This window comes from Paenibacillus pasadenensis DSM 19293 (assembly GCF_000422485.1).
Taxonomy (GTDB): domain Bacteria; phylum Bacillota; class Bacilli; order Paenibacillales; family Paenibacillaceae; genus Paenibacillus_O; species Paenibacillus_O pasadenensis.
This window is the reverse complement of the sequence record NZ_KE383854.1, coordinates 112057-133893: the sequence shown is the minus strand read 5'-3', so window position 1 is coordinate 133893 and position 21837 is coordinate 112057. Positions and strand designations below refer to the sequence as shown.

Annotated in this window: 17 protein-coding genes; 1 reads left to right on the top strand and 16 read right to left on the bottom strand. The window is 65.2% G+C overall.

Annotation, left to right across the window (positions count from 1 at the left end; genetic code table 11):
* Positions 1-258: 258 nt before the first annotated feature.
* Positions 259-2052: a carbon starvation protein CstA gene (gene cstA, locus H582_RS0120870; RefSeq protein WP_028600092.1), complete on the top strand. Its 1794-nt coding sequence runs from the start codon at positions 259-261 to the stop codon at positions 2050-2052.
* 391 nt (positions 2053-2443) lie between these two features.
* Here the strand turns inward: cstA and H582_RS0120865 are convergent, their stop codons facing one another.
* The 16 genes from H582_RS0120865 to H582_RS0120790 all read right to left on the bottom strand — a co-directional run bounded on the left by H582_RS0120865 (position 2444) and on the right by H582_RS0120790 (position 21727).
* On the bottom strand, positions 2444-2749 hold the full coding sequence (locus H582_RS0120865; protein WP_028600091.1) for a hypothetical protein: 306 nt from the start codon (positions 2747-2749) through the stop codon (positions 2444-2446).
* Positions 2750-2927: 178 nt separating this feature from the next.
* Positions 2928-3902, bottom strand: a complete 975-nt coding sequence (locus tag H582_RS32140) for a beta propeller repeat protein (protein WP_127464480.1) — start codon at positions 3900-3902, stop codon at positions 2928-2930.
* Between the two features lie 255 nt (positions 3903-4157).
* Positions 4158-6128 carry an ABC transporter ATP-binding protein gene (locus H582_RS28780; protein WP_084137488.1) on the bottom strand — a complete coding sequence of 657 codons (1971 nt, stop codon included), beginning with the start codon at positions 6126-6128 and terminating at the stop codon, positions 4158-4160.
* A complete protein-coding gene (locus H582_RS0120855) occupies positions 6121-7845 on the bottom strand; it encodes an ABC transporter ATP-binding protein (RefSeq protein ID WP_028600090.1) in 1725 nt (574 codons plus the stop codon). The genes H582_RS28780 and H582_RS0120855 overlap by 8 nt, the downstream gene beginning before the upstream one ends.
* Positions 7846-8506: 661 nt before the next feature.
* The gene (locus H582_RS0120850; protein ID WP_028600089.1) at positions 8507-8995 is read right to left on the bottom strand and encodes a GrpB family protein; all 489 of its coding nucleotides are present in this window, start codon (positions 8993-8995) and stop codon (positions 8507-8509) included.
* Position 8996: 1 nt separating this feature from the next.
* On the bottom strand, positions 8997-10157 hold the full coding sequence (locus tag H582_RS28775) for a phosphotransferase enzyme family protein (protein ID WP_052333497.1): 1161 nt from the start codon (positions 10155-10157) through the stop codon (positions 8997-8999).
* Between the two features lie 264 nt (positions 10158-10421).
* A complete protein-coding gene (locus H582_RS0120840) occupies positions 10422-11123 on the bottom strand; it encodes a DUF4166 domain-containing protein (RefSeq protein WP_028600088.1) in 702 nt (233 codons plus the stop codon).
* Positions 11124-11292: 169 nt separating this feature from the next.
* Positions 11293-12531 carry a DoxX-like family protein gene (locus H582_RS28770; RefSeq protein ID WP_228551250.1) on the bottom strand — a complete coding sequence of 413 codons (1239 nt, stop codon included), beginning with the start codon at positions 12529-12531 and terminating at the stop codon, positions 11293-11295.
* Positions 12524-13060 (bottom strand): thiol-disulfide oxidoreductase DCC family protein, encoded by a 537-nt coding sequence (locus H582_RS31335; RefSeq protein WP_084137487.1) that lies wholly within the window; start codon positions 13058-13060, stop codon positions 12524-12526. Before H582_RS31335 ends, H582_RS28770 begins: the two co-directional genes overlap by 8 nt.
* Positions 13061-14061: 1001 nt before the next feature.
* Positions 14062-14859, bottom strand: coding sequence for a response regulator transcription factor (locus tag H582_RS0120825; RefSeq protein ID WP_084137486.1), 798 nt, complete (start codon positions 14857-14859; stop codon positions 14062-14064).
* Entirely contained in the window at positions 14856-16382 is a 1527-nt protein-coding gene (locus H582_RS28760; protein ID WP_052333496.1) for a sensor histidine kinase, read from the bottom strand. Before H582_RS28760 ends, H582_RS0120825 begins: the two co-directional genes overlap by 4 nt.
* Positions 16383-16683: 301 nt before the next feature.
* The gene (locus H582_RS0120810) at positions 16684-17061 is read right to left on the bottom strand and encodes a sensory rhodopsin transducer (protein WP_028600087.1); all 378 of its coding nucleotides are present in this window, start codon (positions 17059-17061) and stop codon (positions 16684-16686) included.
* A 142-nt stretch (positions 17062-17203) separates the two neighbouring features.
* On the bottom strand, positions 17204-18484 hold the full coding sequence (locus tag H582_RS0120805) for a rhamnogalacturonan acetylesterase (protein WP_240479053.1): 1281 nt from the start codon (positions 18482-18484) through the stop codon (positions 17204-17206).
* A complete protein-coding gene (locus H582_RS0120800) occupies positions 18481-19320 on the bottom strand; it encodes a carbohydrate ABC transporter permease (protein ID WP_028600085.1) in 840 nt (279 codons plus the stop codon). Before H582_RS0120800 ends, H582_RS0120805 begins: the two co-directional genes overlap by 4 nt.
* A gap of 3 nt (positions 19321-19323) precedes the next feature.
* Positions 19324-20229 (bottom strand): carbohydrate ABC transporter permease, encoded by a 906-nt coding sequence (locus tag H582_RS0120795; protein WP_028600084.1) that lies wholly within the window; start codon positions 20227-20229, stop codon positions 19324-19326.
* A gap of 205 nt (positions 20230-20434) precedes the next feature.
* A complete protein-coding gene (locus H582_RS0120790) occupies positions 20435-21727 on the bottom strand; it encodes an ABC transporter substrate-binding protein (protein ID WP_028600083.1) in 1293 nt (430 codons plus the stop codon).
* Positions 21728-21837: the final 110 nt, after the last annotated feature.

Sequence of the window (21837 nt, the reverse complement as noted above, 5' to 3'; positions counted from 1 at the left end):
GCGGAGCGGCAGGCGGAGCGGCAGGCGGAGCGGCAGGCGCAGGGTCTCCCGACGGCCGCCGAAGCGGCTGCTTGGCCGAGCCTATCCCCGGCCCCAGGACGCTCCAAGCGCCCGACTTTTTCGTGAAGGCGCTTCCGCTCATCCGGCTCGCCGTGCATTTCATCCCCCGACGGCCGCTTTTCATCGTGAAAACGCTCCCGAACCCGTTTGCATCCCTTATGCTGGACGAAACAACGGGTTTCTTAGGGAGGTCACAACATGAATGCGGTTTCAATCGTCATCGGGTCGATCTGTTTCCTTCTGATCGCCTACCGCCTATATGGAACGTTCATCGCCTACAAAGTGCTCAAGCTGGACGACTCCAAGCCGACGCCGGCGCATGAGCTGGAGGACGGCAAGGACTATGTCCCGACCAACAAATGGGTCGCCTTCGGCCACCACTTCGCGGCCATCGCGGCAGCCGGTCCGCTCGTCGGTCCGATCCTCGCGGCGCAGTTCGGCTATTTGCCCGGCCTGCTCTGGCTGCTGATCGGCGCCGTCGTCGGCGGCGCGGTGCATGACGCGGTCGTGCTGTTCGCCTCGATGCGGCGCGGCGGCAAGTCGCTGTCCGAGGTCGCCAAGGAGGAGCTCGGTCCAGTCGCCGGCTTCTGCACGGGCCTGGCCATGCTGTTCATCATCACGATCACGATGGCCGGCCTGTCGATGGTCGTGCTGCATGCGCTCGAGAACAACCCTTGGGGCACGTTCGCGGTCGCCATCACGATCCCGATCGCCATGGGCGTCGGCCTGTTCTACAAAAAGACCGGCAACCTCAAGCTCGCCTCGACCGTCGGCTTCATCCTGCTCCTAATCGGCGTGTTCGCCGGTCCGTACATCCAGGACACGATGCTCGGCGACTGGCTGACGATCGACGCCAAGACGCTGGCGATCATCCTGCCGATCTACGCCTTCTTCGCCGCCGCCCTGCCGGTATGGCTGCTGCTCGCCCCGCGCGACTACCTCAGCAGCTTCATGAAAATCGGCGTGTTCATCGCGCTCATCATCGGCGTCTTCGTCATCAACCCGGAGATCCAGTTCCCGGCGTTCACGCAGTTCATCGGCGGCGGCGGCCCGATCATCGCCGGACCGGTATGGCCGTTCATCTCGATCACGATCGCCTGCGGCGCGATCTCCGGCTTCCACGCGTTCATCGGCTCCGGCACGACGCCGAAGATGATCAACCGCTGGAGCGACATCAAGCCGGTCGCCTTCGGCGCGATGCTCGTCGAGTGCCTCGTCGCCATCATGGCGCTGATCGCAGCCACGGCCCTGATGCCGGGCGACTACTTCGCCATCAACTCCAAGCCGGAAGTGTTCGAGGCGCTCGGCATGAGCACCGTGCATCTGTCCGAGCTGAACCGCGAGATCGGCCTCGAGCTCGAAGGCCGCACCGGCGGCGCGGTCACGCTGGCCGTCGGCATGACGTACATTTTCACCAAGATTCCGTGGTTCGAAAACATGGCGCCGTACTTCTTCCAATTCGTCATCATGTTCGAAGCCGTGTTCATCCTGACCGCGATCGACGCCGGCACGCGCGTCTCCCGCTACCTGATCCAGGACTTCTTCGGCGAGATCTACAAGCCGCTGAAGCGCGTCGACTGGGTGCCGGGCACGATCTTCGCCAGCGTGCTCGCCTGCTTCATGTGGGGCTACCTGCTGTATTCCGGCGACATCAGCTCCGTCTGGGCGCTGTTCGGCGTCTCCAACCAGCTGATGGCCTCGATCGGCCTCATCATCGGCGCGACGGTCATCCTGCGCGTCGCCGACAAGCGGCGCTACATGCTGACCTGCCTCATCCCGCTCGCCTACCTGTTCGTCACCGTCAACTATGCAGGCTACTGGATGGTGACCAACGTGTACCTGAACGCTGCGGCCGCCGGCTACAACGTGCTGAACGGCGTGCTGTCGATCATCATGCTCGTGCTCGGCATCATCATCATCGTCGCGGCCATCCGCAACTGGATCCAGACGTTCAACCATCCCCGGGCGAAGCTCGGGTCGATGAAGGCTTAGGACGGCACGGGTTGAAAAGCAGAGCAAAAAACCGGGATGCCTTCGGGCATTCCGGTTTTTTATCTTTGCCATTCCCCAAAGAAATACGCTCAGACCGCCTTTTGATGACGCTGCCGACCGCGCTCAGCCGCTGGCCGGAGCTGCCCTTTGGCCGAAGCCTCCCTCCCCTCGGCCTCCGGGCTAACGATACTGACAAGCCTTATTCCGTAAAATATTCGCCTCGCTGAATTTTAACGAACCTACATGACCTTATTGCCGCCGAATTCGCTCCAAACACGGCTTTTTCAACCAAATAGCGTCTCTCAGTTTCGTTAGCCTCAAAAAAGCACGCAAAAACGCCGAATAGCGCTCGTCCGTATCGTTAGAAATCCAAGGGGTCCAGTCGTCGGCTTCATTCCTGATTGGCTCGCGACGTCCGTGCCGCCATATAGGCCGCCAGCGTCAGCAAAGCCGCAGCGAAGGAGAACAGCGCCGCATTCTCCGCTCCGGAGGAGTCCGTTCGAAACAGAACCAGGTAGCTGTCGCTTTCCGTCGAGCCCTTCAGCGCCATCATTTTGTACACCGAGTAGACGCTGTTCAGCAGCAGCAGCTGCAGAAGCGCGAACAGAGCGGCCTCCCCTTTGCGAGGATGGCTCAAAATCGCATAAGCCAGGATGAGCATGGAAAAGATGAACATCAGTCCGTAAAGAAATGCCATGGCTGGCACGCCGGCCCTGCGAAGAATTATCCTCCCTCCGATCACGCAGATGATGAAGCACAGCGAAGACGCCGAACTTAAAGCAGCTTATTCCAAACGGTAGTCAGCAAGGGGGTGGAGCGTGACCTAAATTGCCAGCGTCCTTATCCTACTCGCCCTGCACACCAGCCTGCTGCGGTTAATAATTTAGCTTAAGAGAAACATCTCTATACTTAAATTCGATATCTTCATCCAACCTACCTACTCCGATTATCCCTCCATTCCCGTAGGCAACGTCATAAATGAATTTATTTTTAGGAATATTTTTTATACTCCAATTAACACCGTCCGAAGAATTGATTATTACATTGTTTCCAACAAAGTAAAAATTATTATTAAAAAAATGCCCATTTTGGAAGGTATCTTTTACTCGTAAAACAGGATCCCACTTTATAGCATCTAATGAACTCCATATAACAGCTCCATTATCATCTAATCCACCTATAGCAATAAACTTTCCATTCCCATATGCAATTGAAGTTAGATACCCTCCTCCATCCATATAAGGAAATTGCGTGGTCTCCCATGAAACGCCGTCTTTGGAAGTAGATGCTTCATAAGGGCCAACGGCAACAAATTTCCCATCTGCAAAACATAAATCACTTCTTGGACTCCAATATAGGGAGGATTCATCGTAATCCCATGATATTCCGTCTTTGGATCTCATCACACCTCCATGTCCCAAAGAAACAAAAACACCATTTCCATATGCAACATTATGACGTTGATTTTTAAAGTCTTCCAATACTTTAACCCATTCGATTCCATCTAACGATCTATAAATCACATTATTACCAACTGCAATGAATTGATTTTCAACAAATCTAATATCATTTAATACTTCATTATAATTAAATTCGGAATCATTGACGATACTTCTCCAATCAACTCCATTGGTGGAAGTAACGATTATCCCATTTCCTACTCCCACGAACATGGAGTTTCCAAAAGCAATAGAGGTGACTATTCCATCAAGAGGTTTCTTATTCCATTCAGCTATTATTCCATCGTCAGATTCTAAGACGGTCAGATTATCTTTCGAAAAATAATTTACGATGATTGCTGTTATAGAAATAATAAACATGAGTGAAAGTACAAGTCCCGCTCTTCTCAACAACACTCCTCCAACTATAAAGAGTTATTTAATCCGTAAAATCCTATATCTATTTTATCGAGGGTCCTAAGAGAGTACATTAGAGTGGTTCCCAAAAAGAATGTCTTTACCCGACGCTTTGGCACAGATCGTCCAAAAGAGAAGAAGCCTGAGGCGGTCTGAGAAACAGAGCCCATGGACCGAGTCGTCTCCCCTTTCCGCAACGACCAACAGCCGTCCCGGCAACCCGGGACGGCTGTTTCTCTATTGGCCTCGTCATTTGAAAGAGCTGCGCTTCGGACCGGAGCCGGCGGCTTGCACGTCCGCCTCCGCCGCCTCCGACACCCTCGACCCCGCCGACTCGCTGGCGCTGTCGACCGACTCGCCGCGCTGCGTGCTGCGGTACAGCTCGGCGTAAAAGCCGTCCTGCGCCAGCAGCTCGTCATGCGAGCCGTGCTCCAGCAGGCGGCCGTCCTTGAGCACGAGGATGCGGTCCGCCTCGCGGATCGTGCCGAGCCGGTGCGCGATGACGAAGCTCGTGCGGCCCTGCATGAGCCGCTGCAGCCCTTCCTGGATCTTGATCTCCGTCACCGTGTCGATGCTGCTCGTCGCCTCGTCGAGCACGAGCATGGACGGATCGGCCAAAATCGCCCTCGCGATCGCGAGCAGCTGGCGCTGGCCGCTGCTGATGCCGCTGCCGTCCGCGCTCAGCCGCTTGTTGTAGCCGCCCTTGAGGCGCACGATGAAGCTGTGGGCGTTGGCCAGCTTGGCGGCCTCCTCGACCTCGGCGTCGGTGGCGTCCAGCCGGCCGTAGCGGATGTTCTCGCGGATCGTGCCCTCGAACAGGAACGAGTCCTGCAGCACGAACGCCATCTGCGAGCGCAGGCTGTCGCGCCGGATCGACGCCAGGTCGCGGCCGTCGAGCGTGATCCGTCCCTCCGTCGGCTCATAGAACCGCGACAGCAGGTTGATGAGCGTCGTCTTGCCCGCGCCGGTCGGACCGACGAGCGCGATCATCTCGCCCGGCCGAGCCGTGAAGCTGACGCCGGAAAGGATCGGCTTGCCCTCGTCGTACGCGAAGCCGACGTGCTCGAACCGCACTTCCCCCAAGACGCGCTCGATCGGCTGCGCCGCGCCGTCTTCCTTTTCCTCCGTGTCCTCGTCCATGATCTCGAACACCCGCTCCGCCCCCGCGATCGCCGACAGCAGCGTGTTCCACTGGTTGGCCAGGTCGTTGAGCGGCCTCGTGAACTGGCGGGAATACTCGGCGAACACGATGATCGTGCCGACCGTGATGACGTCCCGCGTGGCCAGGATGCCGCCGATGCCGGCGACGATGGCGAAGCTGAGGTTGTTGAGGCTGTTCATCACCTTGGGGATGAACCCGGAGATCGTCTGCGCCCAGAAGCCGGCGGCGCGGATGCCTTCGTTGCGCGCGCGGAACTCGCCCTGGACGCGCTCCTCCTGGGAGAACGCCTTGATGATGCGCTGGCCGGACAGCGTCTCCTCGATGTAGCCGTTGAGCTCGCCGAGGCTGCGCTGGCGCACCTTGAACAGCGGGCCGGTGCGGCGGGTGATCCAGCGGATGCCGATGAACATAAGCGGCACGACCGTGAACGTCAGCAGCGTCAGCAGCGGGCTCAGCCACAGCATGACCGAGACGGTGCCGACGAGCGTCAGCACGCTGGAGAAGATCTGAATCGCCGAGCTGTTGAGCGTGCCGCTGACGTTCTCGATGTCGTTGGTCAGGCGGCTCATGATCTCGCCCTGCTGGCGCCGCCCGTAGAACGTGATCGGCAGCCGGTGCAGATGCGCGAACAGGTCGGTCCGCAGCCGGTACACCGTCTCCTGCGCGATCGAGATCATCCAGACGTTGTGCGTCCAGGAGACGGCCGAGGTCAGCACGTACACCCCGCCGAGCAGCAGCAGGAACCATCCCCATGGAAAATCGGGCGCGTTCGCCGCGCCTTCATCGAGATAAAGGTCGACCGCCTGGCCGACGAGGTACGGCCCGAGCAGCGCGAGGCCGGAGCTGAGCGCGACGAGCGCCAGTACGGCCGTCAGCTTGAGCTTGCGCTCCGCCAGGTAGCCCCATAGCCGCCGCAGCGTGCCGGACATGTTTTTCGCGCGGGCCTTGGGGCGCGTGCCGCCGCGATGGCCGCCGCCTTGCGCCGCCTCCGGCATGGAGGCGGCAGAGTCTGTCTCCGGCTGGGGGACGCGGAACGGGTCCAGCCATCGTTCACGCATGGCGCGCCTCCTTTCCCGCTTGCGACTCCACGATGCGGCGGTACAGGCCGGAGCCGCGCAGCAGCTCCGCATGCGTGCCGGACGCGATCAGGCGCCCTTCGTCGAGCAGCAGGATGAGATCCGCCGAAGCGGTCGATGCGATCTTCTGGGTGATGAGGAACGTCGTGCAGCGCAGCGCCTCAAGCTCGCCGAGCAGCGCGGCCTCGGTCTTGACGTCGAGCGCGCTCGTGCTGTCGTCGAGGACGAGCAGCTGCGGCTCGCGCACGAGCGCGCGGGCGATCGACAGCCGCTGCTTCTGGCCGCCGGACAGGTTGACGCCGCGCTGGCCGAGCCGCGTCTCGTAGCCCTGCGGCAGGTTCAGGATCGTCTCGTGCAGCTGGGCGGCGCGGGCGGCCTCGGCGATCTGCGCGTCGGTCGCCTCGGGGCGGCCCCAGGCGATGTTTTCGCGCACCGTGCCGGAAAACAGCACCGCTTCCTGCGGCACGTACCCGATGCTCCCGCGCAGCGAGCGCACGTCGAGCCGGCGGACGTCGGTCCCGCCGACGCGCACCTCGCCCGCGTCCGCGTCGTACAGCCGCAGCAGCAGCTGGGCGAGCGCCGACTTGCCGGAGCCGGTCGCGCCGAGGATGGCGATCCGCGAGCCGGCCGGCGCGCGGAACGAGATGTCCTCCAGCGTCGCCCGGTCGCTGTCCGGATAGGTGAAGGAGACGTCTTTGAATTCGACATCCGCGCCGGCGAGTCGCTCGACGCCCGCGCGCTCGGCGCTGGAGGCGGCGTCGCCCGAGCGCAGCACCTCGCGGATGCGGCCCGCCGAGGCGCCCGCGCGCGAGAACATCGCGGCGATCCACGCGAGCATGCTCATCGCGCCGATCGTGCGCAGCGCGTAGTTGACGACGGCGACGGTCTCGCCCTCGGTCGCCGTGCCGGAGGCGATGTCGAGCCGGCCGAACCAGAGGATCGCGAGGATCGCCGCGTTGACGAGCAGCATGATGAACGGCAGCGTCGTCTCGGTCAGCCGCAGCGCGCCGACGGTGCCGCGCATGAGCTCGCCGCTCGCCTCGCGGAAGCGGCGGTTCTCCTGGTCCATGCGGACGAAGACGCGGATGAGGCGGATGCCGGTCAGATTTTCCTGAATGACGCCGTTGACCCGGTCAAGCCGCTGCTGCACCAGCTGGAACAAGCGGCCCGCGCGCCGGATCATCCACCAGACGAACAGCAGCAGCGGCGGCACGCTCGCCGCCAGCATGAGGCCGAGCTTGAGGTTGACGACCATCGCCATGATGACGCTTCCAGCAACGACGAGCGGGATGCGCGTCATGAAGCGCAGCGCCATGAAGATCGTCTCCTGCACCTGGCTCACGTCGCCGGTCAGGCGCGTGATGAGCGAGGAAGAGGCGAAGCGGCTGAACGTCTCGAAGGCGAAGCCTTGCACCTTGGCATAGAGCCGCTCGCGCAGGTCGTAGCCGAAGCCTTGGGCGGCGTAGGCCGCATAGTAGGAACCGATGATGCCTGCCGCGAACGCCAGCAGCGCGCCTCCGGCCAGCACGCCGCCCCACATCCAGACGACGCCGGTGTCGCCGGCGCGGATGCCCGCGTCGATGATGCGCGAGATGATGAACGGCTGCGAGAGCTCGACGGCCAGCTCCAGCAGCATCATGAAGAGGGCGACGCCGGCCGACAGCCGGTACTTGCCCAGCGATGACAGAACCTTGTCCATGAGTCGAGTGGTGCACCTCCCAGATGATGGTCTCTATGCTACCAGTATACCCCAACTCTATCTTAGAAATAAAAGATTGGCGGCAGGCTTGGCGGCGGGCTTGGCCTTAGGGATGGCGCTTGGCTTGATCGGTTCTTCGCCTATTGGCAAGAAGGAGCGAGCGGTTACCGGCGCGGCGCGCTGCCTTGCCCGTACAGGCCGGATGCGAGGACGGGCTGCGCGGTTCGGCGGACAGGTTTTGGAGGCATGGAAAAAATCCAAGGCAGATTTGTGCCTTGGATCGGGCTGTTCGGCGGTATTCCCAGGGATCCAGGGCAGGTTTGTGCCTTGGATTGGGCTGTTCGGCGGGATTCCGGCAGATCCAGGGCAGGTTTGTGCCTTGGATCGGGCTGTTCGGCGGGATTCCCAGGGATCCAGGGCAGGTTTGTGCCTTGGATTGGGCCGTTCGGCGGGATTCCGGCGGATCCAAGGCAGATTTGTGCCTTGGATCGGGCCGATCGGCGGGATTCCGGCGGATCCAGGGCAGGTTTGTGCCTTGGATTGGGCTGTTCGGCGGGATTCCAGCGGATCCAGGGCAGATTTGTGCCTTGGATCGGGCGTTCGGCGGGACGTAGGAGGGCACGGTGCTCCTAGACGAAGGGCATATTCTTTCGCCCGAAGACTAATTCGCCCCCCTACCCAAAATTTCCGCGAAAAACGCCGCCTTGGCCTCGCGGTACTCGTCCATGCTCTCGCCGTCGAACCGGAGCTTGAGCGCGTCGTACCGCTCGCGCAGCTGCGGATCGGCCGCCAGCGCGTCCCGGAGCTGCGCGAAAAAATCCATGTCCGACCCGATCGCCGTCAGCTGCACGCCGAGCGGCGGATCGGCGTCGTCGCGCTTGAACGAGCGGAAGCTCTCCGTCCGGCCGCTGCCCTCGTTATCGTCGTAAAGCCTCTCCAGCGCGGCCTCCGCCTCCGCCATGCGCTCCTGCGGAACGCGCACCTGCAGGTCGAGGTCGCCCTTGGTCCGGCTGCCCGGCACCGCCGTGCTGCCGATATGCTGGACGTCCGCGTCCGGCAGCAGCTCGCGGATGCGGGCGGCTTCCCGGCGGAAGGCCGCCTCCGCCCGCTCGAACAGAGCCGGATCGCGGCTCAGCGACATCCGCTCCATGTCAGTCCTTCCGTTCCGATGCCGCCTTGGCCGCCGGAGCCGGCTGCCCCGCCGCTTCGACGGCCAGCGCGCGGAAGTCGAGCTTGGAGATCGGCTCGCCGGCGACGATGCGGGCGCGGATCTCGGCGATCCAGTCGGCCATGCGGCCGACCTTTTCCGACTCGTCGAGCTTCTTGGCCAGCACGGTGTAGAGGACGAGGTCCCGCATGCGCATGAACAGCCCGATCCGGTCCAGCCAGTCCAGGCCCAGCTCATGCTCGGAGGCGTAGCCTTCGTAAAAAGGCTGGAAAAACGCAGCCGCGTACGCCTCCCGCTCGACCTCCGGCAGCTGCTGCACCGCCGCTCCGCCGAGCGCGTAGTACAGCGGGATCGCCAGATCGTGCACGAACCAGTTGTACTCCGCGTCGTCGAAGTCGAACACCGTCAGCTTGCCTTCATGCGCGTGGAAGTTGCCTTGGTGGATATCGCCGTGGATGAGGCCGTAGCTGTCGTCCGCTAGCGGCAGCCGCCGCAGCTCCTCCAGCACCTCTTCGAACCGGTCCAGCAGCTCCGGCTCGCCGTCCAGGTACTGGCCGCGGCTCACGGTCAGCTCCTCCTCATGCCAATGATGGCGCGGATGATGAGCTTCATACGAGGCGCTGGCCCGATGCAGGCGACCGGTGACGGCGCCCCACTCGCGCACGAGCGCCGGATTCCAGCCGTCCGGCCCGGCCGCGGCGCGGGCGCCGGGCGCCTTGCGGAAGCGGCTGGCGTAGAACCGGCTGCCGTCCGCAGCCTCCAGCGGCACGACCCACTCGCCGGAGAGCGCGGGCTCGCAGGCGGCGACGTCCGCTTCCAGCCCTGAGGCGGCCAGATGGCGCAGCCAGCGGAGCTCTTCCTCCACCTGCTCCGCGCTGCGGTGGCTGCTGTGGGTGAGGCGCAGAATCGCCGGATCGCCCTCGCGATCCTCCAGCTCGAAGAGGTAGTTTTCGAAGTCGCCCAGCTTGCGAGGCTCTCCCTGCAGGCCGAACGCCTCGGCGGCGCGGGCGAGGATGTCGGGGGTGAAAAGGATGGATACGCTCGCTTCCATGAACAGGTCTCCTGTCGTTTTGGGATGGGAAAAGCGGCTGCCGGGGGCGGCGAGGCCGCATCGGACCGGACCGTAGCGCGGCTTTCCTTCCATCGTAAACGAACTCCCCTTCCAGCGGAAGAGGAGCTTCAGGGCAAGAACGGTTATAGCGGAAAGAGCGGAGCGAGAGCAGCCGAGCGACAGGCTGAGCGAGAGTGGACAGAGCGGGCGAGCGGCGGGAGAAAGGTCCAGATCCGCATACGGAGAAACAAGAGCCGGCGGAGCATCCCTTTCAAAGGAGGAGGGCCTTGGGACGGCAGGCGCCCGGCCGGCAGACCCGCTCCAGGCCGGATCAAGCCGGCGGCTGCGCCCCGTCCGCTACTCGCGCCCCTCGGTCCTCCGCGGCAGGACGTCCGCCGGCGGCGGCTCCTGGCCGACCTCCAGCAGCTCGCCGGCAAAGCTGCCGTCGTAGCGGAACACGTCGCCGAGCAGCGGATTGCGCACGCGCACCTCGATGCGGAAGCGGCAGGCGCGGTCGTCGTACCACTCATGCACATCGGCCGCGCCGGTCAGCAGCTCCGGGAAGCGGAAGCCGAGCCAGCCCTCGTAAAAGCGCTGCGCGCCCGAACGGATGCGGATGCCGCCCCACTCCGACGGCTCCGCCTCGATGTCCACCGCCAGATGCTGGCGGTTGCCGAGATAATCGACGATGCAGCCGCGCTCGCGGCTGTAGATCATCGTCGCGTCGAAGCGGCGCTCCTGCCGGCCGAAGCGGAATGAGCGGATCCAGGTGACCGTCTCGCGGCCGAAGCGGTCGCGGTAAGCGTAGTTGCGGATCGTGAACGGCACGTCGCAGCCGCTTTGCGGAAACATGATATGGCGCGTCGTTCCGATGCAGAGCGGAAGCGCGGCCAGCCGATTATGCCACACCTCGTGCATGACTCCCGTGCCGAGCGCGGCGAGGCCGGAGCGGCTGTGCAGCGAGAAGCGCTCGCGGATGCGAGGATGCAGCTCCGCGAAGCGGGCTCCGAGCGCCTGCTCATAGATGGAGCGTGGGGCTTCGTCCAGGCCAAGCGGCATGCGGTCCGCCGCGGAGGCGGCGGGCGGCGCGGGCGGCAGCTGCAGAGCGGAAGCGCCGGCAGGGCTTGAACGGCGGAGAACGCTCGCGGATGCGGAAGAAGCGAAGCCGCGAGGCGTGATCGAGGCTGCGGAAGAAGCGAAGCCGCAGGGCGTGATCGAGGCGCTGGAATCAGCGGGAGGACGGATCATCGAAAAGGCTCCTTTCGAAGTCGAGTGGGATGTCAGCGGCACCGTGCGATCCGTCCGCGCCCGAACGCGAGCGGAGCGGCGAATCGGCATCCGCTCGGCGCCGAGCCGCTTCCGATGCGGACGGCGGCTGGCGGCGGCAGCGGCCGGCGCGCGGGACGAAGGGCTGCGCCAGCAGCGCGGCCGCGCTCAGGCCGAGCATCGGCAGCGTCAGCGTGAGCGCGCTGAACGGCTCGGCCAGCTGCTCCGGGCGGGATATCAGCGCGCCGGCGGCAAGCGCGGCGAGCAGCACGCCCTGCCAGCGCAGCAGCCGGGCGGAGCGGCCGAGCAGCAGCGCCGCTCCAAGCGCCGCTTCGCCGAGCCCAAGCGCGGCCAGCGACATCCGGGCCGCCTCCGGCGAAAAGCCGAGGCCATGCAGCAGACGCAGCTCCTCCGACGACGGCAGCAGCAGCTTGGGCACGAGGCCTTCGTACAGCCACAGCCCGGAGAGCAGCGCCAGCGATACGGCGTACACGAGCGCGAGGCGCAGCGTCAGCTCGGGCGCCCAGCCTTTTTCGAGCCAGAGGCGGAGCCGGTCGAAGCTCCAGGCGGTCGCCCAGCCCATGAGCGGGCGGAAGACGAAGCGGTCCAGCAGCCGGCCGGACGCGCCGAAGCGGGTCGAGTACGTGTAGCGCGTCAGGAAGCGCAGCTCGCCGGGCCGCTCGCCCGGCTCGTACCGCCAGAAGCCGGCGCCGCTGCGGATGAGCGACAGCCTTTGCGGTGATTGGAACTGCAGCGCGGATACCCGTACGCCATCCGGACCGGTGCGCTCGCGCGTCGCGCCGCTGCCCCGGATCGCCAGCCCGAAGCCGATGCGCGTCGTGTAGAGGAAGCGCTGCGCTTCGCCTTCCTCGCGCGGGAGATAACGGATCGAGCTGAAGCGCAGGTCCCAGCGCTCATGCTGCTCCGGCTGCTGCGTATGCCGCCAGAGCTCCTCCATCGTGCAGCGCATGGCCAGCTCGACGTATACGGGCTTGCCAACGGGTCTGCGAGCATCGGCGGACGGCTCCGGCCGACCGGACTGCTTGCGAGACTCCGCCGACGGTTCCACCTGCTCCGGCTGGCGGCCGGCTTCCGCTGGCGGCTCCGGCCGACCGGACTGCCTGCGAGCCTCCGCCGACGACTCCACCTGCTCCGGCTGGCGGCGGGCTTCCGCCGCAGCCTCTATCTTCCGCTCACGCATCTTTTCCGCCTCCCGTCTCCGATGCCGCCGCAGCATCCTCTCTCACCGCCAGCCGCTCCTGCCCGAGCCGAAACGTCCGCGCCTGCTCCATGCCTTGCAGCAGCCGGCCGCTCAGCTCGCGTCCTTGCTCCACGGAGCAAGCTGCTCCGTGCACGCCGATCGGCGCGCCGACTCCAGTCAGCCGGCCGAGCCGATGCCGCACGGCGGCGATGCCGGCGTAAGCGGCGTCGCGCAGCGGCCGCGGCACGAGGCGAAGGGCGCTCAGCAGCGGCCACCCCCCGTCCAGCAGCCGGAACAGCTCGAGCGAGGCGGACGAGCGCGCGTAGGCGCGCCCGTCCTTCAGCAGCACGAAGCTGTCCGTCCGCGCTCCGTCGAGCCCGTGGCCGCGCAGCAGATACTGCCCCTCCTCCGACTGGAGAGCGGCGAAGCGAAGTCCGCCCGCGCGCTCTCTTTTGGCCGCGAAACGAGCCAGCCCGCCGCATAGCGCGCACTCCCCGTCCACCAGCGCCACCGCCTCGATCGGCCTCATGCGGCTCCCTCCCTTCGCGGGACGGCTGTCCGTGGTCGTCCCTGATCTGCCATCATCGTACCGCTGCGGCTGCTTTCGCGGCAGGCCCCAGTTTCATAGGCCCTCTGCCGCTGCGCCTCCACTCCGCGTCCCGGCGGATGCGGCTCCCGCTTCAAGGCTGCGGCATGACGGACTCCGGGACAGCCCGCCAGAGACCCTCCACGCCAAAAAAACCGCTGCCGCTTCCTTCTTCCACACGAACTCCGTCTCGCTTCTGGCTTCTGCAGAGAGCGTTTGGCGGGACACGGACTCCTTTCCTTTACTGTCCATGCCCGCTCCCCCCTCCGTCCCGTCTACATGCCCGTATGCTCGATTTTTCCGAGTCGTTCCGCCAGTTCGCCTGCATGCCGAGCTGATCGCGCAATTTGTCCGCTACCTTATCCACTCTTCATTCGTGGGTCGTATTGGAATTCCGGCCTCATGAACGTTCCTCATCGCTGGCGCAGGCCATGGTCCCCCAAATCATGCAAACGAGGGGAGCGGAACGAGCCGATGCCTTTCGTAGAAGCGACAGAGAGGTCCTCTTGGAAGTCGGATGGCCTTCGCCTGGGACGTCGGAAAATCCGGGCATCCGGCTTCCAGTGGAACCGGAGAAAGGCTCGGCTTGCGCAGCGGGCTAACCTTTCGGATCATTGAACATGGTGCTGAGGACGCTGCGCTGCCGACGAACCGCGCTCCTTAAAGGCAAAAATGACGTTAGCACGCGCTCATGCCGACAAACCGCGCTCCCTAAAGGCAAAAATGACGTTAGGATGCGCTGATGCCGACGAACCTCGCTCCCTAAAGGCAAAAATGACGTTAGCACGCGCGGTTCTCGTCAAAAATACCCGCTTCAAGGCTGCGGCATGACGGACTCCGGGACAGCCCGCCAGAGTCCCTCCACGCCAAAAAAAGCTTGCCAGGCGCAAGCCTTTCGATTCATGCGCTCCTCGCGCCTCTGATCCTCCGCCGAAACGAATCTCCTACCGCTGCTCGCCGCCGTCCGGCTCGCGGTCGTCGCCCCGGCGCAGCCGGCGCACGGCCTCGCGGCTCGAGCTCGCGCCGAGCTTCTTGAGGATACGGTTCACCTGGTTCTTGAGCGTGCTCTCGCTCTTGAACAGCTTCCGCCCGATCTCGGCCTGCGTGCGGCCATCCTCGATCAGCTCGAACACCTCGCGCTCGGCCGGCGTCAGCGGCTGCAGCCGTTCCTCCCGCTTCAGGCGGCGAAATTCCTTGAGCAGCGCCTGCATCGGCGCCGGACGGCGCACCGCGTCGCGGATCGCGGCCGGCAGGTCCGCGTAGCGGCTTTTTTCCACATAGCTCGCCGCCCCCGCTCCGAACGAGCGCGTCATCATCGCTTCGTCCCCGACCGAGGTCAGCATGACGATCGGCACCTCGCGCAGCTCCAGCAGGTCGGCCGCGACCGCGATGCCGTCCCGCATGCCGTCACCGAGCTGGATGTCCATCAGCACCGCGTCGAAGTCGAGCGAGCGGGCCGCATCAAGCGCCTGCTCCGGCCCCGCCGCCCAGCCCGCCACTACCAGGTCAGGCTCCGCCTCCAGGTACAGCGTCATGGAGCGCACCCACTCCGGGTCGTCCTCGACGATCAGCAGCCGGATCGACGCCGCATCATGCCGCTTCCCGTCCGGCTCCCGCACGGCGCGGCCGTACTCGCCCCGGCACTCGCCCCGGTCCGCTCCTCCGTTCCCGGATTCCCGCTCCCGCGCTTCCTCCGCCGCTTCTCCGCCTGTGCTCGGGGGCCTCGCCTCCGAATCTCTCATCGCCGCTCCTCCTCTCCGCCCTGCCTGCCGAGCTGCGGCAGCCGCAGCTCCGCCCTCGTGCCGCCGCCCTCCCGGCGCTCCAGCCGCACGCTGCCGCCCGCCATCCGCATCGCCTGATGCGCGTAGGACAGCCCGATGCCGTAGTTCATGCGCCCGCTCTTCGTGCTGTAGAACGGCTCGAACGCCTGCGCCAGCCGCTCCGCCGCGATGCCCTCCCCCGTATCGTCCACCCGGATGAGCAGGCGCCGGCGCTGCCGCTGCGCGCTCACGACCGCCTCGCCGCCAGCCGGCGTCGCTTCGATCGCATTCGCGAGCAGATTAACGAGCGATTCCTCCAGGTGAAAAGGATCCGCCAACGCCACCTCCGGCACGCCCCCAGACCGGACGCTCACTTGAACGCCCCGGGACGCGGCGAGCGGAGCGCTCCGCTCCGCCGCGCGCGCCAGCAGCTCGGGCAGCCGCACCGGCTCCGCCTGCCAGCGGATCGCTTTCAGCTGCGTCTGCAGCCGCTCCACCGTCTCCAGCATGCGGCCGGCGGAGCGCTGGATCTGCTGCAGCTGCTCGGCTCCGCGGGCCGCCGGCTTCGATGGCGGAGGCGCCGACGCCGGGGGAGGCTCCGCTGCAGGAGCAGCCGGCTCCTTGGCGGCATCCCCGCGCTCCAGCTCCCGCCGCAGCAGCTCGGAGGCGAGGCTGATCTTGCCCAGCTCGTTTTTGAGCGAGTGGTTGAGCATCGACGCTCCGAGGCCGGCGGCGCGCATCGCGCTCTCCAGCGGATCTCGCTCCAGCCGCAGCCGGATGCCGAGCACGCCGTACAGGAACAGCCCCGCCGCCGCGGCGCCCATCGAGAAGACGATGAACAGCGATACATACCGGAAAAAATCGAAGTCCGGCGAGATCGCCCGCCCGACATTGATCAGCCCGAGCACCGCGAGCAGCGTCGGCACCATGATGACGGCCATGATCGCCCGCGAGCGCCGCTTCAGCGGATGCGCCTCGCGGCGCACGGCCAGGATCATCGCGGCGCATGCGGCAAGATAGTACGGAGCGGTCCAGACGAGCAGCAGCCCGTAATGGGGACCGCCTCCCCGCAGCAGCGCCTCGCCCAGCGACACTAGCGGCGGCAGCAGCAGGATCAGGGCGACGAGCAGGCTGGCGCCGCCATTCGCGACGCGCCATCCGCTTCCGCCGCTCGCCCCGTCCCTCGCGCCGCGCCACCCGCTTCCGCCGCTCGTCCCGCCCTTCGCACCGCTCCATCCACTTGCGCTGCTCGTCCCGCCCGTCCCGGCGAGCAGGCCGCTCCAGACGAGCGCGAACACGAGCACCGCCCACGGCGTCAGGCAGGCGTTGAGCAGCTCCAGCGCTCTTGCTCCTGCGGGCTGGCCCGCCCGCTCCAGCCAGGAAGCGGCGCCGCCCAGCGAGGCCAGCGCCAGAAACGCCGCCGCCCAGCGGCTCTCCGCCTCGCGCGGCCGCGCCAGCAGCGCCGCCGCTCCGGCGGCCAGCAAGGCGAAGAAATAGATGAGCATCGCGGCGCCTCCTCTCCCCGGCGAAATCTGTCCCGGCTCGCAGCCTTCTTCCCGCTGCGGAATGCCATAGATTTACTTTACCGAGCCGGCGGCGGATAGACAAGCGAGCATCATCGTTTGTACGATAAATCGCACAAAACGATCCCGACGTTCGCCAGACATTTAAAATCTGGATGATCCATCATACAGATCAAGCAAAAACAGACCGCCAGCACCTCGAAGGTGGGCGGTCTGCTTATGCTGCCGGCTTTATGGGATCAAAGCGAACGCTGTCCTCGACGCGCCAGCATCCCCGCCCGGCTCAGCTCCGCTCCAGCGGATGCGCCATGACGCTCATGAGCGCGAGCTCCGGCTGCGTCGAGTCGAGCCGGCTGTACTGCACGACGACCGGCACCGAGCTCGCCACGGTGACGGCGTAGGGCACGCCCGCGGGAATGCGCTCGCCGCCGCTGGCGAGGCCGGCGGTGCGGATATGGCGGGTGCGGCGGCCCGGCACCGTCTCGACGATGCCTGCGAGCGGCTCGCGGTCCTCGAAGTAGACGGTTAGCTCCAGCTCGGCCGGCTCGTCGCCGGCATTGAGCACGCAGATGCTCTCGTGGCTCTCCAGCGACCCGCTGCTGAGGGGCGGGATGTAGCCGTCCGGGATGATCCAGCTGCGGCTGCCTAAAGCTTGGGACATGATGGCTCCTCCTGTCGGTTGTCGGTTGTCGGATGTCAGCGTCGGCGACGACGCGCCTGCCGCTTTCTTTTCGACGCGGGCTGGAACGGATCCTCCACGGTCCACGGTCCACGGTCGGCCGGCAGCGGACTGCACGCCCGCGTCAAATGGAGCCCGGGTCCTCCGCGCTCTCGCGCAGGTACATGGCCAGCGGCTGCAGCCGGAGCCGGCGGATCTCCGCCGCCACGAGGCCGGCGAGGCGGACGGCGCCGCGCTCCTGGAAATGCGTGTTGTCGCGCGTGCCGGATGGGTGGTTCAGCGACTCGCCGGGCAGCAGCCACATGAAGTCGTCCTTGGTGCCTTCGGGACCGGCCGCCTCGAACAGCTCCCGGCTGAGCTCCGCCAGGTCGATCAGCGGCACGCCTTCCTCGGCGGCCAGCTCGCGCATCGCGGCCGGATAGTCGCCATGCGTATCCCGCAGCCGTCCCTCGGCATCGAAATCGCGCCGCTGCATCGACGTGACGAGAACCGCATGCGCCTGCCGCTCGCGAGCGCCGCTCACATAACGGCGCAGCGTGTCCTTGTAGCTGCCGAACGGCTCGGTGAACCGCTCGGCGTCGTTCTTCTGGTCGTTGTGCCCGAACTGCACGAACAGCCAGTCCCCCGGCTTCAGCCGCTCCAGAATCGCCTCCAGCCGCCCCTCGCGAATGAAGCTGAGCGAGCTGCGCCCTGAGACGGCGTGGTTGTCGACCGCGACGTCATGCTTGAACCGCGCCGGCAGCGCCTGTCCCCAGCCGAAATACGGATAGCCGGACGCCGGCTGGTCGCAGACGGTGGAATCTCCGGCGAGAAAAAGCCCGACCGCCTGCGGAGCCGGCGTCACGGTCAGCTCGCACAGCCGCGGCGCCTTGCCGGACAGCCGCAGCCGCAGCCGGCCGCCCCGCACGGCCGCAGCGAACAGCTCCTCGGCGTAGACGCCCGCCGGACGCTCCAGCAGCGGCAGCACGAGGCTGCCCTCGCCGAGCCTCACGCTCGTCGACGTCGCATGCCGCTCGTCGCCGCAGCGCACTCGGACGTGATAGATGCCGTCCGGCACTGCCACGGCGAATACGGATTGCACCGGAATCAGGATGCCCTCGCCGCCGGGCCGCAGCCGCTCGTGCACAGTCGAGCCCGGCTCGAAGCCCCAGCCGCGCTCGTCGCTGTAGGCGTCGTCCGCCCGCACCTGCGCCGCGCCCGGCGGCGGCTCGCCCGGCCCGAAGGCGAAGCGCAGCTCCGTCGCGCCCCGGCCCGTTGCCGGCGTCTCGGCGGCGCTTGCTTCGGGCGCTTCGCCCGATTGCCGCCTGGCGCCCTCGACAGGCGCAGCTCCGTCCTGGCGCGCCCCGGCTTCTCCATCCGGCAGCTCCGCGTTCATCCTCGCCGCTTCCTCTTCCATGCCGCTCATCCCTTCAGCCCGCTCGTCGCCATGCCCTGCACGATATGCTTCTGGAACGCGAAGAACAGGGCGATGACCGGCACGAGGCTGACGATCGACATGGCGAACATCGCGCCCCAGTTGGACGTCGACTCGCTGTCGAGGAACATCTTGAGCGCCATCGAGACGGTGTACTTGTCCGGAGAGTTGAGGTAGAGCACCGGACCGAGCAGGTCCTCCCACCGCCAGTAGAAGGAGAAGATCGCCGCCGTCGCCAGCGAGGAGCGCAGCAGCGGCAGGATAATCCGGGCGTACAGCCGCAGCTTGCCGCAGCCGTCGATCGTCGCCGCCTCGTCAAGCTCGCGCGGAATCGTGCGGATGAACTGCACCATCAGGAAGATGAAGAACGGGATGCCGAAAAACTGCGGCACGACGATCGGCGCGATCGAGTTGAGCCAGCCGAGCTTGGTGAAGATGACGTACTGCGGCACGAGCACGACGTCATGCGGCAGCATGAGCGTCACCATCATGAGCGCGAACCACAGGTTGCGCCCGCGGAAGCTCAGCCGCGCGAAGCCGAAGGCGATGAGCGAGCTCGACAGCACCGCTCCGATCGTCGACAGCACGACGATGACGAGCGAGTTCCAGATGTACGTCATGAACGGGTAGCCCGCGGTTCCCTTCCAGCCGTCGGCGTAGTTGCTCCACACCCACTTGTCCGGCAGCAGCGACTCGGCCGTGACGAAGATGAGCCGGCTCTCCTTGAAGCTGCTCATGAGCATCCACAGCACCGGATAGAGCATGAGCACGGCCAGCGCGATGGCGAACAGATGATAGACGGGCCATTTGATCGTTTTCCAGGCCATCGGTCAGCGCCCCCCTTCCGACTCGTAGAACACCCAGTACTTGGAGACGAAAAACAGCACGGCGGTCATGATGCCGACGATGATCAGCATGACCCACGCCATCGCCGAGGCGTAGCCCATGTTGTTGAACATGAACGCCTGGCGGAACAGGTACAGCGAGTAGAGCATCGTGCCGTCCATCGGGCCGCCCTCGCCCTTGGAGATGATGTAGGCGGGCACGAACGTCATGAAGGCGCTGATCGTCTGCATGATCAGGTTGAACAGGATGATCGGGCTGAGCAGCGGCAGCGTGATCCGGAAGAAGCGCCGGGCCGGGCCCGCGCCGTCGACGCCTGCGGCTTCGTACATTTCCGGCGAGATGTTCTTGAGGCCCGCCAGGAAGATGAGCATGGACGAGCCGAATTGCCAGACGGAGAGCGTGACGAGCATGCCGAGCGCCGCGTTCGGATCGCCGAACCAGCTGACCGGGCCGAGCCCGATCGCGATCAGCGCGCTGTTGACGATGCCTTCGCTGCCGAAGATGTTGCGCCACATGATCGATACGGCCACGCTGCCGCCGATGATCGACGGGAGGTAGAACAGCGTGCGGTACGTCCCGATCAGGCGCGAGCCGTTGTTGAGCAGCATCGCGATGAACAGCGCGAACATGAGCCGCAGCGGCACGCCGACGAAGACGTACAGGAACGTCACGCGCAGGGAGTTCATGTACTTGGGATCGCCAGTGAACATCTTGACGAAGTTGTCGAGCCCGATCCAGCGCGGAGCGCTGAACAGGTTGTAGCTCGTGAAGCTGAGGTAGAGCGAGATGAACATCGGGATCAGCGTGAAGGCCAGGAAGCCGATGACGAACGGGCTGATGAAGGCATAGCCGGTCAGATCGTTGCGGAGCGCGGTGTTTCGCTTGAGCATGGTCTCTCTCCTTTCTCATCCGGCGGCGGAAGCCCGGCGGGCCGGCAGCGGGCGCGGGGCGCGCAGGCGCCCAGCGTCCCCGCAGAGGAGAAAAGCCGCCCGGACGGCGGCTTCTCCCCTCAAGCCCTTGCTCCCCCGTCCCGCAGCGCGCCGCTCCGGTTCGGGGAAAGCCCCGCTGCTCGCAGCGCCGCGGCCGGACGATTCTCTATTTGTTGGCTGCGAGCACTTCGCTGGCCGTCTTGCGGAACGAGGCCGCGGCCTGCTCCGGCGTGATGCGGCCGAAGTTCAGCTCCTCGATGAGGTCGGCAAGCGCGGCGATCACTTCCGGCGATCCGGTCGGCGGCGGCGGGCTCATCGGCGAGGCTTTCGGCTCCATCTCGGAGACGAAATCGAACACCTGCTTGACCGGCTCGTCGAGCTCGCCGGCGATCGCTTCCTTGATCGCGGAGCTGATCGGCACGCCGCGCTCGCCCTTGATGATCTTGTTCGCCTCGACGTCGTTCACCCAGAAGTCGATGAATTTCGCCGCCTCCTCCTTGGCCTTGGAGTTGTTCGTGATCGCCCAGTACATGCTCGGCTGCATGTAGATGCCCTTCTCCATGTCCGGCCCCATCATCGGAGCCAGGGCGAGCGGGCGGGCGGCGGCCTTCTGCAGGCCGACGAACTGGTTGGACCACTGGAAGACGCCGATGCCGGTGCCCTTCACGAGGTCGGACTCCTCGAGGACGCCCTTGATCTGGTTCAGGTAATCCGGCGAGCGCAGCGCTTTTTCCTTGACGAGATCCGCCTGGATGCGGAAGAAGTCCGTGAACAGCTTGTCGTCGTCGTAGCCGAGCGCGTTGCCCTCCTCGTTGTAGAGCGTCTCGCCCTTCGTGCGCAGGTAGTAGTTGAAGAAGATGTCCGGCGCGAAGCCGGAGTCGAAGTACAGCCCCTTGGAGCCGGTCTGCCGGGCCATCTCCTCGTACTTCTCCCACGTCCAGTCGGCCGGGATGCTGTCGATGCCGCCCTTTTTCAGCAGCTCCGGATCGTAGTGGAAGCCGAGCACGTTGACGCCGATCGGGATGCCGTACTGCTTGCCGCCCAGCAAGCCCGTGCCGAGCACGCTCTCGCTGACGTCGCCGACCTGGATCTGGTTGTTCAGGTACGGCTCGAGCTCGGCGAGCTGGCCGTTCTTGGCGTATTGGCTGATGTAGGAAATGTCCATCTGCACGATGTCCGGCAGCTGCTTCGCCGCCGCTTGCGGAGCGAGCTTTTTCCAGTAGTCGTCGAAGGACGCGTACTCCACGTCGATCTTGACGTTCGGATGCTTGCTCGTATACAGGTCGATGACCTGCTGGGTATAGGCGTGGCGGGAATCCGAGCCCCACCAGGCGATGCGCAGCGATACGGGATCGTCTGCGGAGCCGCCGGCCGGCGCGTCGTTGCCGGAGCTGCAGGCGGATAGGGCTGTAGAGGCGAGCGTAACGGCGGCCAGCAGGCCGAGCATTCTTCTTTTCATCGCATGATCTCCCCTTGGTTGGCAAGTCGGAAGCCGAAGGCGCTGCCGGCTCGGTCGCTTGCCCGCCGGCTGTCAGCGCTTTCTTTCTTCCCTTGGCTCTATTGTCTCAA